The sequence below is a fragment of the Synechococcus sp. F70.1 genome, from assembly GCF_047502745.1.
In the GTDB taxonomy this organism is placed as follows: domain Bacteria; phylum Cyanobacteriota; class Cyanobacteriia; order Thermostichales; family Thermostichaceae; genus Thermostichus.
This window is the reverse complement of sequence record NZ_JANSJL010000013.1, coordinates 1-13,778: the sequence shown is the minus strand read 5'-3', so window position 1 is coordinate 13,778 and position 13,778 is coordinate 1. Positions and strand designations below refer to the sequence as shown.

The 13,778-nt window shown below is 60.9% G+C and carries 15 protein-coding genes; 6 read left to right on the top strand and 9 right to left on the bottom strand.

What is annotated here, in order from left to right:
- Positions 1 to 63 precede the first annotated feature (63 nt).
- From NW860_RS00630 to NW860_RS00620, 3 genes are all read left to right on the top strand, one after another.
- Positions 64 to 546 (top strand): hypothetical protein, encoded by a 483-nt coding sequence (locus NW860_RS00630; protein ID WP_414425142.1) that lies wholly within the window; start codon positions 64 to 66, stop codon positions 544 to 546.
- A 124-nt stretch (positions 547 to 670) separates the two neighbouring features.
- Positions 671 to 1,696 carry a ferrochelatase gene (hemH, locus tag NW860_RS00625; protein WP_414393084.1) on the top strand — a complete coding sequence of 342 codons (1,026 nt, stop codon included), beginning with the start codon at positions 671 to 673 and terminating at the stop codon, positions 1,694 to 1,696.
- 140 nt (positions 1,697 to 1,836) lie between these two features.
- Entirely contained in the window at positions 1,837 to 3,174 is a 1,338-nt protein-coding gene (locus tag NW860_RS00620) for a CCA tRNA nucleotidyltransferase (protein WP_414511912.1), read from the top strand.
- Here NW860_RS00620 and NW860_RS00615 read toward each other — a convergent pair.
- On the bottom strand, positions 3,171 to 3,896 hold the full coding sequence (locus NW860_RS00615) for a response regulator (protein WP_414410566.1): 726 nt from the start codon (positions 3,894 to 3,896) through the stop codon (positions 3,171 to 3,173). The genes NW860_RS00620 and NW860_RS00615 overlap by 4 nt on opposite strands.
- A gap of 210 nt (positions 3,897 to 4,106) precedes the next feature.
- Here NW860_RS00615 and NW860_RS00610 point away from each other — a divergent pair, with 210 nt between their 5' ends.
- A complete protein-coding gene (locus NW860_RS00610; RefSeq protein ID WP_414420215.1) occupies positions 4,107 to 5,009 on the top strand; it encodes a 4-hydroxybenzoate solanesyltransferase in 903 nt (300 codons plus the stop codon).
- Here NW860_RS00610 and NW860_RS00605 read toward each other — a convergent pair.
- The 3 genes from NW860_RS00605 to ndhN are packed head-to-tail and all read right to left on the bottom strand — an operon-like array spanning position 5,006 to position 8,337.
- Positions 5,006 to 6,808: a R3H domain-containing nucleic acid-binding protein gene (locus tag NW860_RS00605; protein ID WP_414511911.1), complete on the bottom strand. Its 1,803-nt coding sequence runs from the start codon at positions 6,806 to 6,808 to the stop codon at positions 5,006 to 5,008. The two genes, NW860_RS00610 and NW860_RS00605, sit on opposite strands and share 4 nt — an antisense overlap.
- Before the next feature lie 15 nt (positions 6,809 to 6,823).
- A complete protein-coding gene (locus tag NW860_RS00600) occupies positions 6,824 to 7,828 on the bottom strand; it encodes an LdpA C-terminal domain-containing domain (RefSeq protein ID WP_414406005.1) in 1,005 nt (334 codons plus the stop codon).
- A 53-nt stretch (positions 7,829 to 7,881) separates the two neighbouring features.
- Entirely contained in the window at positions 7,882 to 8,337 is a 456-nt protein-coding gene (ndhN, locus tag NW860_RS00595) for an NAD(P)H-quinone oxidoreductase subunit N (RefSeq protein WP_414393074.1), read from the bottom strand.
- Positions 8,338 to 8,508: 171 nt separating this feature from the next.
- On the opposite strand from ndhN, the gene msrB reads away from it, so the two are divergent.
- Both msrB and NW860_RS00585 read left to right on the top strand, forming a co-directional pair.
- Complete coding sequence (gene msrB, locus NW860_RS00590) at positions 8,509 to 8,919, top strand: peptide-methionine (R)-S-oxide reductase MsrB (protein ID WP_414393072.1); 411 nt, start codon at positions 8,509 to 8,511, stop codon at positions 8,917 to 8,919.
- A gap of 27 nt (positions 8,920 to 8,946) precedes the next feature.
- A complete protein-coding gene (locus tag NW860_RS00585; RefSeq protein WP_414511910.1) occupies positions 8,947 to 9,750 on the top strand; it encodes an FTR1 family protein in 804 nt (267 codons plus the stop codon).
- A 58-nt stretch (positions 9,751 to 9,808) separates the two neighbouring features.
- On the opposite strand, the gene NW860_RS00580 is transcribed toward NW860_RS00585, so the two are convergent.
- The 5 genes from NW860_RS00580 to NW860_RS00560 form a co-directional block, all read right to left on the bottom strand.
- Positions 9,809 to 10,021, bottom strand: a complete 213-nt coding sequence (locus tag NW860_RS00580; protein ID WP_414393069.1) for a CP12 domain-containing protein — start codon at positions 10,019 to 10,021, stop codon at positions 9,809 to 9,811.
- 177 nt (positions 10,022 to 10,198) lie between these two features.
- Entirely contained in the window at positions 10,199 to 10,906 is a 708-nt protein-coding gene (locus tag NW860_RS00575) for an energy-coupling factor ABC transporter ATP-binding protein (RefSeq protein ID WP_414406007.1), read from the bottom strand.
- A gap of 20 nt (positions 10,907 to 10,926) precedes the next feature.
- A complete protein-coding gene (locus tag NW860_RS00570) occupies positions 10,927 to 11,193 on the bottom strand; it encodes a hypothetical protein (RefSeq protein WP_414425138.1) in 267 nt (88 codons plus the stop codon).
- Positions 11,194 to 11,271: 78 nt separating this feature from the next.
- Positions 11,272 to 12,162, bottom strand: a complete 891-nt coding sequence (locus NW860_RS00565; RefSeq protein ID WP_414511909.1) for a hypothetical protein — start codon at positions 12,160 to 12,162, stop codon at positions 11,272 to 11,274.
- Between the two features lie 178 nt (positions 12,163 to 12,340).
- Positions 12,341 to 13,778, bottom strand: a 1,438-nt coding sequence (locus NW860_RS00560; protein ID WP_414511908.1) for an ATP-binding protein, incomplete at its 5' end; no start/stop codon positions are given.

Sequence of the window (13,778 nt, the reverse complement as noted above, 5' to 3'; positions counted from 1 at the left end):
AGCGGGACGGAGTCCTTTCTGGACTGGTATAATCGACGCCAACTCTCGGCTGTGCAGAGATCTATGAAAATCTCATCCTCTCCCCCTACTCGCCTCGTTGCCGCCTTGCTCTGGAAGGCCTGGTCTGGGCTCATCGGCTTTCTCAACGACCGTCTGTTGCCGGAGCGCTTCCACGTTCGGCCTGAGGCTTTGCCGGAGTGGCTGGCACAACTCTGGGGTCGCTACCTGCGCTATCGACAAGCCTCTCGTCCAGGGAAGATCCAGTTTCGCGGCCTGACGGTGGATCCCAGCCAAGGGGAATCCTCAGCTTCCCTGGTCGGGTCTAGCTTGCTCCGCTACCGTGGCTGCCCTCTGGAGAGGGTTGCCCACCCCCTCCCCCATCAACCCTTTCCCGTTCGCGTCAGCGGGACGGAGTCCTTAACCCCTTTTGTGCCCCCCTACTGGAGGCTGCTCAATACGCTGCGCTTGAAGTTGAGCCTGGCCGATGTCGATAGCTATTCGGTCACGCCGGCCCTACAGCGGGTTTACCGCGGCCAAGAGTTCTAACGCCAGCCCAAGAGCAGCGGAGTAGAGGGTGGGGAGACGATCCGACCCACGGAAAGCTGAGAATTCCTTTCTCGCTAGGGGCTAAGACCTTCTACAGTGGATAAGGAAGGTCATTGAGCTTGTTATGTCCAAATGCGGCGTGCTCCTGCTGAACTTGGGGGGGCCAGAAACGCAGGCTGATGTGCAGCCCTTTCTCTACAACCTCTTTGCCGATCCGGAGCTCATCCGGCTGCCCTTTCCCTTTTTGCAGGGGGCATTTGCCTGGGCCATCTCCATCCTGCGAGCGCCCAAATCCCGGCGCAACTACGCTGCCATCGGGGGGGGATCTCCTTTGCGGCGCATCACCGCTGAACAGGCCCGAAAGCTGCAGGCCCAACTGGTGGCGGCGGGCTACGACGTGCCAGTGTATGTCGCCATGCGCTACTGGCACCCGCTCATTGAGTCTGTGGTGCAGCAGATCAAGTCGGACGGGATCACCCGCCTGGTGGTGCTGCCGCTGTACCCGCAGTACTCCATTAGCACAACTGGCTCCAGCTTCAAGCTCCTGGATCGCCTCTGGGCCGAAGACCCAGAGCTGGCCCGCATCGAGCGCCGCCAGATCTGTTCCTGGTACGATCAGCCCCAGTATGTCCAGGCCATGGCTAGGGCCATCCGGGAGCAGTTGGACGCCTTCGAGGATCCCCTAGAAGTGCATGTGCTCTTTAGCGCTCACGGCATTCCCGAAAGCTACGTCACCCAGGCTGGGGATCCCTACCAGCAAGAGATGGAGGCCTGCGTCGAGCTCATCTGGCGCCAGGTGGGACGCCCAAATGGCTACACGCTCTCCTACCAGAGCCGGGTGGGCTCGCTGCGCTGGCTGCAGCCCTACACCGAGAGAGTAATCCCAGAGCTAGGCGCGCGGGGAGTAAAGCAACTGCTGGTGGTGCCGATTAGCTTTGTCTCAGAGCACATCGAGACCCTGCAAGAGATCGACATCGAGTATCGAGAGCTGGCCCACCGGGCTGGGATCCGCGATTTTCGCCGTGTGCCCGCCTTGAACGCCGACCCGCTATTTATTGCTGGCCTGGCAGCTCTGGTGCAGCCCCATCTGGTTCCCTCAGCACCTGCTTTTGTGCCGGCTGCGGTGGGCAGCTCGCTGCTGGAGCGTTAGGCAAAAGGACTCTAGGCGGGGGGCAGGCCACAGTTAGCACCTGTTTTTGCCCAGCGGTTAGGTGCAGGCACGGTCTGGCCAAGTACTTGTGCTCTGGGGATCCTAGCCTTTAAATCAAAGTTTCCCCCTGTGCAAAATCGATGAGCGAAGCCCTGCTGACCGAGTGGCTGCTGGCCTATTTCCACCAACGGCTGCCCTTTCCCAAAGAGTGGCTGCCCCAGGGGAGCTACTGGGTGGGGGGCTCCCTGCGGGATGCCTACCTGGCTTGGCTGCGAGGCCAGTCTGGAGACTCCAAGGGGCCAGTGGATTTGGATTTAATGTGTCCGGCGGATCCGGTGGGGTGGGCAGCAGGGGTGGCGCGGCGGCTGAAGGCCGGCTTTGTGGTGCTGGATGCGGAGCGACAGATTGCCCGCATCGTGCTGGGCCAAGGAGGGGCTTCCCCTCCCACAGCGGCGACGGTGGACGTAGCCCTGCAGGCGGGCCCCACCCCGGCGGCGGATCTGTGGCAACGGGACTTCACCTGCAATGCCCTGGCCCTGGAGCTCCGGGAGGGGCAACTGTTGGATCCCACAGGGGGGCGGGCGGACATTCAGCAGGGGTGTCTGCGCATGGTTCACCCCGACAACCTCAGCGCCGATCCGGTGCGGCTGTTGCGGGCCTATCGCCAGGCAGCCCAACTGGGGTTTGCGCTGGATCCGGCCACGGCAGAGGCGATTCGCCAGCGGGCTCCCCTCTTGGCCAATGTGGCAGCAGAACGGGTGCGGGCCGAGGTGGTGACCCTGTTGGAGACGGGGATCCCGGGCCTGGCCCACCTGCAGGCAGCCGTGGCGGCAGGTCTGCTGGTGGCTTGGCTGCCCCGCCTAGCCCCCCAGAGCCCCGGCTTTGCCCAGGCCCAAGCCGTCTGGCAATGGGCCGAGATCTGGCAACCCCAGTACCCCCGCACTCTGGCGGAGCTGGCCCAGCCTTTGGCGGATCGGCGCAGCAGCCTGTTGGCGACGGTGTTGGCAGCCCTGCTGTGGGATCCGGCAGGCACCCCTGCCGAGACGGTGGAAACCGAACTGGAACGGCTGCGCTTTAGCCGGGCCGAGATGCGGGCCGTCCAAAGGCTGCACCAGCTTCTGCCCCACTTCCAGAAGCTTTTGGCCAGCTCTCCCACCCCTCCCCAGCAGTGGCGGCTCTACCAGCAGGCGGGATCCCTCTTTGGCGGCCTAGCCCTGCTGGCTGCAGCCACCGGCAGCTCGGCAGAGACGATCCAGCTTTGGCTTAGCCGCTACGAAGATCCCCAGGATCCCCTGGCCCATCTGGTGCCCCTGCTGGATGGCCGCGACCTACTGCACACCTTAGGTGGCCAACCTGGCCCCTGGGTAGGCCAGCTGTTGCAAGAGCTCCAGGAGGCCCAAGCTTGGGGCCAGATCCAAACCCGCGCCGAGGCCCTCTCCTTTGCCCGCCGCTGGCGCGAGAGAAGCTCCCAAACCTAGCCAAAGCGATAGCCAAAGCCGCGCACCGTTACCAAATACTCGGGGTTACTGGGATCCACCTCCAGCTTTTCTCGCAGCCAGCGGATGTGGACATCCACGGTTTTGCTGTCGCCCATGTAGTCGGATCCCCAGACCCGCTCCAGAAGCTGTTCCCGCGTCCAGACGCGGCGGGGGTGGGACATGAACAGCTCCAACAGGCGGAACTCTTTAGGCGAGAAACTGACCTCCACCCCCCGCACCAACACGCGGCACTCCTGGGTAAACAGGCAAATATCCCCGTAGCGGAGCACTGTGGCCTCGCTGGTGTAAGCCTGCTGCCGACGGCGCAACACAGAGCGACAGCGGGCAATCAGCTCCCGCATGCCAAAGGGTTTAGTTAGGTAGTCGTCGGCCCCCAGCTCCAGGCCCACCACCCGGTCAGTCTCGCTGCTTTTGGCCGTCAGCATCAAAATAGGAAGGGTGTTACCCTCCCTACGCAACAGCCGGCACAGATCCAAGCCATTCAAACTGGGCAGCATCAGATCGAGGATCATCAAGTCCAGCCGCTCGGCTGTATGCACCAGCTCTAGTGCCTCCCGGCCGTCGGCAGCTTGCAAGACTCTGTACCCCTGTTCTTCCAGAGCAAGGGCAACGGTTTCCCGGATCGCATCCTCATCCTCCACCACCAGCAGAGTCTCCTGAAGGGGGGAAGCTTCCTTAGCTTGGGGAAGTTGACTGGTCATGGAAAGCAAACTCCGCCTCGCTCCATCACCCTCAATGGCAGCCGCCCGCTAGGATATCAAACTTCAGGGTTGGCCAACAGAGAGGAGAAAAGGTGTCAAATCGCGATTCGAGGTTCCAAGACGTCAGGTTGAACCCCGAAGGTTCCAACATCGGTTGGTTCAGGATGATTTAAGATTGGGGTGGAGCCGAAGCCACTGGCGCGGCCGGGCATGCTTGCTTCTCTTTCTGCACTCTGGACTACTGGCGGAGCAATTTTACGGTTGCTGCGCTGGCACAAGCCGGCAGGACGCTTGATTTTGATGATCCCTGCTCTGTGGGGAGCTTTCCTAGCCGGACGCGGAGCGCCGCCTTGGCCATTGGTCGGGATTCTCGTTCTAGGCAGTTTGGCCGCTAGCGGGGCAGGCTGTGTAATCAACGACCTCTGGGATCGGGACTTGGATCCGTTGGTGGAGCGCACCCGCACCCGTCCCCTAGCCAGCCGCGAATTGAGTGTTGGCGTCGGCATCGCAATGGCGTTGCTCTGCTTGGCCTGTGCGGGAGGGCTGGCGCTGTTGCTCAACCCCGTTAGCTTTGCCCTCTGTGTGGCAGCGGTGCCGGTGATTTTGCTCTACCCAGGGGCCAAGCGGGTTTTTCCAGTGCCCCAACTGATCCTGGCGTTGGCCTGGGGATTTGCCGTGCTCATCAGTTGGACAGCGGTGAGAGGTCAGGATCCCCAACTACCCCTGTGGGAGGAGGGGCTGGGCTGGCTGTGGCTGGCCACGGTGCTGTGGACCCTTGGGTTTGATACGGTTTATGCTCTCTCGGATCGCGAAGACGACGAGCGAGCTGGGATCCACTCCAGCGCCCGTTTCTTTGGCCGGCAAACCCCCAGGGCGGTGGGGCTCTTTTTCCTAGGCACCACCATTGCCCTCTTGGGGGTGGGGCTTAGCCTACAGTTGCACGCGATCTATTTCCTCAGCCTGGCAGTTGCCGCCGGCCTCTGGGCTCGGCAAACCTGGCAGCTTCACCGGGTCCATTCCTCCCCCGGCCTCTACCCAGCTATCTTTGGCGAGAACGTGGTGCAAGGCTTTATCCTGCTGGCGGGGATGATTGCCGGCTGCCGGCTAGCCTAGTTGGGATAGATGCGTAGGCGGCGGTTGGGCTCTTCGCCAAAGCTCTGAGCGCGCAAGTGATAGGACTCCACCAGCTGGTGCTGCAGCTTGCGGATGTGGGCAGAGCGGGGTAGGAGTTCCACCGGCTGCGACTTGGGGATGACGATTTGCTCCACCGCCAGGCGAGCTTCTTCCAGAGCTTCTGCTTCTTCTGCTGTGCTAGCCTGAATAAACAGCTCCAGGTCTGACTGGGCCCCCTCCTCACTTTCAATGTTGAGGATGCGGCGCAGGGCGCCGGCCAGAGCAATCAGGGTATTGGCCTTGACGGTATGAATGGGGATCTGGCGGGAGTGGGCCAGTTGCTGAATCTTGGAGCGGCTGCGCACCTGGGATCGCAAAGCCAAGACAATATCGGCCTCATCCAGGTCTTTGGTAACCTGCGCCGGCAGCTGCAGGGTCCGGATGACCTGCTCTAGGTGGAAACGGCTAACCCCATAGGGGTAGATCCTCAAGGGCCCCTCTGGGTCTTGCGGGAGCTCCGCTTCCTCCTCAGATTTGGACTCTGACTGGGAGTTAGCTAGCGGCTCCGCCGAGGAGTCTTCCTCCTTCGCTAAGGGCGAGCTAGGCTGCTGCAGACGGGTTGCAACCGGTTCCAAAGGTAGAGGCTCCAGGCGGCCGGAGGATCCCCAAGTGCCCCCCCCAGCAAACAGGGCAGTGTCGGCAGGGGGCCACTGGAGTCGCGAGAGGCTTGAGCGTCCGTTCATGCCAGTGGTACTGCGCACAATCACCACTTGGCCGCGTTCGTCCAGGCTGCGTATTTGGATTGACGCCTCGCGGTTACGTAGGAGGCAATCCACTGTGGCTGCCACATCTTCGTGGATGACCCAGCGATGCCGCTCTAGCATCTCCACCGCAATCTCAAAAGTCGGGGGAGCCTTGCGCTCCAGGACACTCTTCTGACAGCCCCGCCGCCGTGCCTCCTCGTCCCCCAGCGTGACGGATTGGATCCCGCCTATTAGATCCGAGAGGGTGGGGTTTTTAATCAGGTTTTCGATGCGGTTGCCATGGGCAGTGGCCACCAGTTGCACCCCTCGCTCGGCAATGGTGCGGGAGGCTAAAGCTTCCAACTCTGTGCCAATCTCGTCGATGATCACCACTTCCGGCATGTGGTTTTCCACCGCCTCGATCATCACCTTGTGCTGCAGCTCTGGGCTGGCCACCTGCATGCGTCTGGCCCGACCAATCCCTGGGTGGGGCACGTCGCCATCACCGGCAATCTCGTTAGAGGTGTCGATGATAATGACCCGTTTGTGCAGCTCGTCTGCCAAAACGCGGGCAATTTCCCGTAGGGCAGTGGTTTTGCCTACTCCTGGCCGGCCCAGCAACAGCATTGAGCGACCCTGCTCCACTAGATCCCGAATCATGGTGATGACACCGACCACGCAACGGCCCACCCGACAGGTAAGGCCAATGATCGTGCCCTGGCGGTTGCGGATGGCGCTAATCCGGTGCAGGGTTGAGGCAATGCCAGCCCGGTTGTCGCTGCTAAACTCCCCCACTTGGCTGATGACCAAATCCAGGTCGGCGCGGCTAACTACTTCCTCGGAGAGGTACTCCGCAAAGCCGGGGAAACGGGCTTCCGGGCGGCGGCCCAGATCCAGCACCACCTCCACCAGCTGATTTAAGTGAGGATGCTGCTGCAGCCGCTCCCGGATGGCTGCGGGCAGAACGTCCAGGAGCTTGTTTAAGTCGTCGTTGTAGAGGACTTGTCCGGGAAAGGAGGTGGGTTCCCTGTTCAAGGGCTGGGCTGGGAAACTCATGGTCAAGCGACGCTGTCAAGCACTGGAAAAACAGCTCGGTCGGAGAGCAACTGGCCGCTGCTTTACCTGCTGCACCAACTGCTTGGCTAACAGGATCGCTGTGGTCAGGCCAGATCCTTCCTCTAGATGGGCAGCCACCAACTGGCGGGCATAACTGCCAAAGGCGATCCCCGCCACTGGCCAGCAGGGATCCAACAGCGACACTGTTTGCGCATTGGTTCCACCTGCCAATTGCACATAGCCAGGTAGGCCCATGTCCAGCACCTTGCGGGCCAGCTTTAGGGTGGCCTTGCTGGTGCCAGCCCCAATATCTCCGCTCATGGGCCGGCCGTCCACCTGCCAGATCAACACCTCCGGCACGGGATCCATCAGGGTCAACAGATCCCGCAAATAGGCCTCAAGGCCCGGACCATCGTTAAAGCTAATCGAGACGGCCTGCAGCCGTCCCAGCCATGGCTTCAGGGCTCTCCACACTTGCTCAAACTGCTTCTGCCGGCCGATACAGGTGTGGATTTCTACTGCCTGAACGCCCAGCTCCACTAGAGACGGCAAGACCTCCGCTACTGCCACCTGATAGCCAGAGGTAACGATGCGCCGGTAGGGACAGACGGGCTCGCAGCGGCCACAGCCGTAGCACAGCTCCGCCTGGATGTAAACCCGGGCAGAGGGGCCTAGAGGCACCAAGGCATGGGGCGGACAGACCGCCACACAAGGCTGTGGACACTCGGCAGGGCAGGTGGGCTCTGTCAGGACTGCCTTGCGGAAATGGACATCCTCGCCGTCGTTAAGGCTAACCATCAGCCAAGGGGATCCCGCTTGCGGGTCTTCTGCTTGGGCTCGCTGGATCCCTTGTTGGGCAGCTCGGACAATAGCCGGCTCAGCGGCAACGTCGATGCAATCGGCCCCAGCTAGGGTGTAGAGAAAGGCTAACTCCCGAATTGAGGGCAAGTGGTGGAAACTTGCGCCACAGATGAGCTTGAACCAAGTGCCCTGGTGCAGCGAGGCTTTCGGCAAGGTCACAGGTACAACTAGCCACCAGCAAGGCCGCCTACTTGAGATGGTAGCAAAGATCCTCAGGCGCTCTGCAGGGCGCTCTCTAAAGGTTGCCAGCGAATTGACCGCTCTCGAGCCAGCTCCACCACAAATTTCACGCCCTTGTCTTCTTGGCTTAGCTTCACCAAGTAGGAAAGTTCTTGCCGGCTGAGGACATGCCCTTCGTAAAACCAAAAGACCAATCCCTTGGCCTTGGGGGGCAAAGTGGCCCGGTACTGCTCAATTAGCGAAGGGTAGAAGTAGGTGCGCCGCTGCGACTTGCCCAGGGTGGCAGGCCGCACCCCATGGCTGCGCGTCAGATAGCTGGCTAGATCCCCAATTCCCTTGCTAGAGAGGGTAACCACCTCATAGCCGGCTCCACGCAGCCGCCGCAGGTAGTGTCCTTCGGATCCCCCTTCCGGCGTGACAAACATGGCCAAAGCCCCAGCCTGCTCGAGCTGTTGCACAAACTTGGCACCTGAGCCGACTAGCAACATAAGAAGCTCCGTCTTTGCCTGCGCCCATTGTAGCGGGAGTATGCCCCTAGCCGAGGATAGAAGTTTCCGATAGAACTCCTAGAAACTCCCCGGTTCTCCCCGACGTGCCGAAGAGCGGAGGCAGAGCAGGAAGAAGCGTTAGAATTGAGGACGACACGAGAGCAACCACCAATGGCTCAACCAAGCTACCCCGTAACCAAAAGCGACGCCGAGTGGCGGCAGCTGCTTACTGAAGAACAGTACTACGTGCTGCGTCAAGAAGGGACTGAACCCCCCTTCCGCAATGCCTACTACAACAACAAGGCCCCAGGGATCTATGTCTGCGCGGGCTGTGGGCAGGCGCTGTTCTCTTCAGAGGCCAAATACGACAGCGGCACCGGCTGGCCCAGCTTTTGGCAGCCAATTGCTCCAGAGGTGATTGGCACCAAGACCGACTGGAAGCTGCTTGTGCCCCGCACCGAGGTGCACTGCTCCAACTGTGGCGGTCACCTGGGGCATGTGTTTCCGGATGGCCCCCCGCCAACAGGCTTGCGCTACTGCATCAACTCGGCAGCTTTGAAGTTTATCCCAGCCAACGCCTAGGCCTTTAAGCCGCCTTGTCGGCTGAGCATGTCGGACTACACTTTCCTGGATGCTACCTCGATCCTGCTGCGGGAGGGTCTGGAAGCCCTTCTGGTGCTGTTAGCTCTGGTGGCGCTTCTTGGGAAGAGCGGGCAGTCGGCCCAGCAGCGCTGGGTGTGGCTAGGAGGAGCGGCGGGTCTATTGGCAGCGGTGCTGCTTGGTTTCTTGGTCAAGCTGTTTTTCCAGCAGCTACTTACCCACACCCGCCAGGAGGTGCTGGAGGGGATCACGGGGCTGGTGGCAGCAGCTCTCCTGTTTTCGATCAGCCTCTGGCTGCACCGGCGGTCGGCCACCGCTGCCTGGCAAACTTTCGTCCACGAGCAAGCTCAAGTAGCCCTTGCCAGCGGTCAGGTTTTTTCCCTAGCTTTTCTGGCCTTTACAGCCGTGTTTCGCGAAGGGGCGGAAACGGTGGTCTTCTATGTGGGATTGGCGCCTTCCCTGCCGGCTCGGGATCTCTGGCTCGGAATTGGCTTGGGAGCTCTTCTGCTTGCAGGAGTGGCAGTTTTGCTTTTGCCCTTGGGTCTAAAACTGCCCTTGGGGGCTTTTTTCCGGGGTTTGAGCCTGCTGATCTTTTACTTGGGCTTTAAGTTCCTGGGCAGCAGCCTCCACGCTTTGCAAGTTGCAGGCTGGCTTCCGACGACCCCCTTATCCGGGATCCCGAAGCTGCGCTGGTTGGGGATCTATCCCACTTGGCAGACGCTGATCCCGCAAACGGTGCTGCTGGGAATAGCCTTTGTCTTGTGGATGAGGCAATGGCTGCGGGCTGATTCTGCTCAAAAGCTCTCTCCTTGAGAGAAAAACAGAGCCTGCCCCTAGGGATCTGGCAGGCTGCTGCGTTTTAACCCAGAAATCAGGTGTCGTAAACGCGGCACTCGACGGCGTCGGGGTTTTCAGCACAGTGCTGCTCGAGGCTGGTGGGGGCCTTTGGCTGGTGGCTGCGCGCTGCCAGCACCTCCTCTACCGCATCCCAGGCTGCACGGCAGTGGGGATCCCCTTCGCCGTACTCAGAGCAGACTTTGCGCGCGTTCTCCAGCTCTTTGGCAATGACTTCAGACAGTCCCATATTCTCAAGCTCCTTTCGACCGGCAGGGCTCTTCACCCCTGGGTTGGTTGACGCAGATCGTCCACGGATAGGTTGAAGATGATACCGTTGGCCAACCAATCGCAGTGAAGCTACTACCTACTATTCTATGTAGCCCCCGCCGGAGGGTGTTGCCATCCTTTTGCAATCTCTTTGGGATCACCTCAAGCCGCCAAACAGTTGGCTAATCTGCTGCCGCACCTGTTCCGGGGATCCCTGTTGGCGTACCTGCCCTTGCGCCAGAAAGATCGCCCCGTCTGCCCATTCCAGCTCTGCCAGCCGATGGGTGACCCAAAGAGCGGTGATCCCCTCTTGATCCACCAGCTGGCGGACGCAGCGCAGCAGATCCCTCTGGCTATCGGGATCCAAGAGGGCCGTCGGCTCGTCCAACAGCAGCACTTCACAGCGCTGGGCCAACGCCCCGGCAACTGCTACCCGTTGCTTCTGCCCACCGCTGAGGCCGTGGATAGGCCGGCGGATCAAGTGGCGCAAGCCCACCTGCTCCAGGGCCCTCTCCACCCGCTCCTGGATTTCTTCCAAGGTGAGGGGCTCTGCCCCCAAACCAAAAGCTACATCGGCCCCCACCGTTGGCATAAACAGCTGCTGATCCGGGTTCTGAAACACGTAGCCTAGCCGCCCCCGCACCTCCCAGAACCCCGCCAGGGGCTGGGGATAGGTGAGCACTCCTGATAGGAGCTGCAGCAAGGTCGATTTGCCGCTGCCATTGGGCCCCAGCAGCATCCATAGCTGGCCCTTGGGAACAGCAAAGCTGCACTCCTGCAGGACCGGCGGACTTCCTGGCCAGGCAAAGGTCAAGCCCTCTACCCGGATAGCCAGCGGGGATTCTCTCCCAGTGAGGGAACTCATAGACCCCTAGGAAGCTGGCCTTAGCCCTGCAACTGGGCCAAGAAGCCAGGGCGGACCCCCATGGGCGCGGTGCCGGACTTGGAGGTTATTTGCACACCACAGAGCTCGGCAGTTAGCAAGAACACCTTCTTGCCCGTGCGGTCGCAGGTCAGCTCTAGGCTCTGAGGGGATCCGTTGCGAAGAGCCTCAACCACACTTTGATAGGCGCGGTTGGCCGCTTCCTCCTCTTTTTGGTGGATGACGATCGGGGCAGGATTCCCTTTCAGGAGCAGTTCGAGAGTATACATGGCTGACCGTTTGCGTAGTGGGCTGTGGACACCTGATCCCAGTATCGCAGGTTAAGGCGAGAGCTGGAGATCCCTGCCCTAGGGACAGGGGAAGGTGGGGGCGGGATCCCCTTCACTGAGGGCAGCAAACCAACTAGAAAGGACAGCTGGCAGGCACAGGCCGGGGTTGCCCCCAATGTGGAGCCGTTCTAGCCGCGGCAGTTCTGTCAAAAAGCCGGGTAGCTCACCTGTAAGCTGGTTACGGGCCAGGCGTAGATCCCGCAATTGCCTAAGCTGGGCTAGCTCGGGGGGTATGGGTCCGCTGAGGCGATTGTCCGACAGGTACAGATTTTCCAGGTTGCGCAGTTGCCCCAGTTGGGGCGGAATGGGCCCAGAAAGCTGGTTGCGATCCAAAAACAGCCCCTTAAGAGAGCTGAGCTGGCCGAGTTGGCTAGGAATGCTGCCACTGAGCTGGTTATCTTGCAAGCAGAGGTTTTCTAGGCGGCTGAGCCGACCTAGCTCTGGAGGAATGGATCCAGAGAGCTGGTTGTGATCCAAAAACAGTCCCCGCAGCTTGCCCAGTTGTCCTAGCTCCGGCGGAATGGGGCCAGAGAACTGGTTGTAGTCGAGAAAAAGCTGTTCCAACTCCCTCAACTGCCCTAGCTCGGCGGGGATAGGGCCGGAAAGTTGGTTGTAGCTTAGGGACAGAGCCCGCAGCCGGCGAAACTGGCCGATCTCCGGTGGCAGGGATCCCCTTAGCCCACGGCGATCCAACACCAACTGGACAAGGCACTGATCTCTATCAAACAGAGCTACTTCCTCCACCACCACCTCAGGCCGGCCCATTGCGGCCAAGATTTGCCGGAGGAAGAGAGGATCCTGGCAGGAGGCAGCAGGCCAGGCCATCCTCCCCCAGCTCAGCCAAGCCCAAATCACCACTAGACCCAACACCCACCACCGCTGCTGAGCTTTTCCTAGCCCCTGCCCCATTGCCCTGCTCCCGAGGATCCCTGCTAGAGCTTGCCCGACGTTGCCTTAAGGGAGCATAGCTCCAGAGGCCTCCCAACTGCCAGGCAGCCTCAGGAATTGGCAGCAGCAAGTGAGAATAGACGAGCAATGGGAAGATTGCCGCGACAGCCAACAGCGGCAAAACTGCTAAGATGAGGGCCTAGAGCTTAACTGCCTGGGAGCGCTGGATCACCTCAGCTTCGCTTAGAGGGGTGGGGGCGTGAAAAGACAGGCACCAGGGAGTTTGGATTTTGCAGGGCGGGTGAAGCTGCTGCGAGGAGAGATAAAACTGTCCCACCTTTAAGACAGCCACATCTTCTCCGCTTCCTCCCCGCTGGGCAATTTGCTCCCGCACTACCTCGATGGCTGCCGGAGACGTGACCCGGCCAAAAAACTGGGTGGAGCAGTTGGCGATGACGTTGTGGTCGATGCTCTTGGGTGCTTGGGTAGCAAAAATGAGACCCAAGCCGTATTTGCGCGCTTGGGCGGCCAGGCGCAGCAGGCTCTGCTTGCAGGGGGTAGTCCCCTGGGAGGGCACAAAGTCTTTGGCCTCGTCGATGACCAGCAGCCCGCGCACTGGCGCTTCCGGCGGGGCGGGGTTTTTCTTGATCCAGGTAAACAGCGCCATGGCCAGTTGGTTGAGAAATTGCTGCTGTTCCCCCAGGGTGGGAAGGCCCACCAAGTTGACAACCGACACCCGGGTTTTGCCGTAGTCTGAGCCCAGCCCCAACAAGATGGCCGGATCCAACGCCATCCCCTGTTGATGGAGCAACTTGTTGTTAACCATGGCAGCCTTGAGGAGATTAGCCATCTGCAGCGCCAGTTGCGGCGCCTTGCTGATACCGGCTCCTGCTTCCGGAGGCAGGTCCGCAAGGAACTCGGCAAAGTCAGCTAGAGATCCCGGCTGGTGAGTGGCAAAGTATTTCAAAGCTGCCTTAAGAACCCCCCGCTTCAGCTCGTCGCTGACGGTCTTGCCGGGAGCCACGATCTCCTGGAGGGCGCCCCAGGCCATGTCGACGGCCTGATCCAGCTCTTCGGGATCACCGGCCAGCGCAGCAAAGTCCGGCAGGGGGGCAAGGGTGAGGCCCGCCGCCAGCCCAGGAGTCCAAACCACCACCTCGGTTTGGGCAAAGTAGCGCTCTGCTTTAGCCTGATCCTCCTCTGTCCAGCCCTCGGGAGCGGCAGGCCAGGGATCCCCCAGCCGGGCCAAGTCGTTGGCTGCATCGATGACGATGGAAGGGATCCCTTGCAAGGCTGCCTCTTCCACCATTCGCCTCAAGAGCACCGTTTTTCCCGAGCCGCTGCCAGCCAAAATCACAGTGTGCCGCACCAGCTCCTCGATGGGCAGAAAAACTGGCTCACCCTCCCGGTTGGCTATCCAGCGTCGTCCGACAAACAAACCTGGCGAAGGTCTCGGCGGCTGCAAGTCTTGCTTGGCTTCAGGAGCTTTGCCGTTGCCTGCCCTAGGAGGGGAGGAAACTCCCTTTTCCTCAGGCTCAGCTCTCGTAGCCCAGTCAGCCGGGATCCCTTCCCTCAGCCAGGCAAGGATTTTGGCCAGCCCCGAATCCAACTCAGCATTTGCCAGGTGGGTAAGAGGT

Excerpts from the sequence above, each read along its gene's own strand:
- ndhN (WP_414393074.1), bottom strand. The coding sequence starts at position 8,337 with ATGTTGCTAGTCGGCTCAGGTGCCAAGTTTGTGCAACAGCTCGAGCAG.
- NW860_RS00605 (WP_414511911.1), bottom strand. The coding sequence starts at position 6,808 with ATGAGTTTCCCAGCCCAGCCCTTGAACAGGGAACCCACCTCCTTTCCC.
- NW860_RS00585 (WP_414511910.1), top strand. The coding sequence starts at position 8,947 with ATGTCGGACTACACTTTCCTGGATGCTACCTCGATCCTGCTGCGGGAG.
- NW860_RS00575 (WP_414406007.1), bottom strand. The coding sequence starts at position 10,906 with ATGAGTTCCCTCACTGGGAGAGAATCCCCGCTGGCTATCCGGGTAGAG.
- msrB (WP_414393072.1), top strand. The coding sequence starts at position 8,509 with ATGGCTCAACCAAGCTACCCCGTAACCAAAAGCGACGCCGAGTGGCGG.
- NW860_RS00630 (WP_414425142.1), top strand. The coding sequence starts at position 64 with ATGAAAATCTCATCCTCTCCCCCTACTCGCCTCGTTGCCGCCTTGCTC.
- NW860_RS00620 (WP_414511912.1), top strand. The coding sequence starts at position 1,837 with ATGAGCGAAGCCCTGCTGACCGAGTGGCTGCTGGCCTATTTCCACCAA.
- NW860_RS00610 (WP_414420215.1), top strand. The coding sequence starts at position 4,107 with ATGCTTGCTTCTCTTTCTGCACTCTGGACTACTGGCGGAGCAATTTTA.
- hemH (WP_414393084.1), top strand. The coding sequence starts at position 671 with ATGTCCAAATGCGGCGTGCTCCTGCTGAACTTGGGGGGGCCAGAAACG.
- NW860_RS00565 (WP_414511909.1), bottom strand. The coding sequence starts at position 12,162 with ATGGGGCAGGGGCTAGGAAAAGCTCAGCAGCGGTGGTGGGTGTTGGGT.
- NW860_RS00580 (WP_414393069.1), bottom strand. The coding sequence starts at position 10,021 with ATGGGACTGTCTGAAGTCATTGCCAAAGAGCTGGAGAACGCGCGCAAA.
- NW860_RS00570 (WP_414425138.1), bottom strand. The coding sequence starts at position 11,193 with ATGTATACTCTCGAACTGCTCCTGAAAGGGAATCCTGCCCCGATCGTC.
- NW860_RS00615 (WP_414410566.1), bottom strand. The coding sequence starts at position 3,896 with ATGACCAGTCAACTTCCCCAAGCTAAGGAAGCTTCCCCCCTTCAGGAG.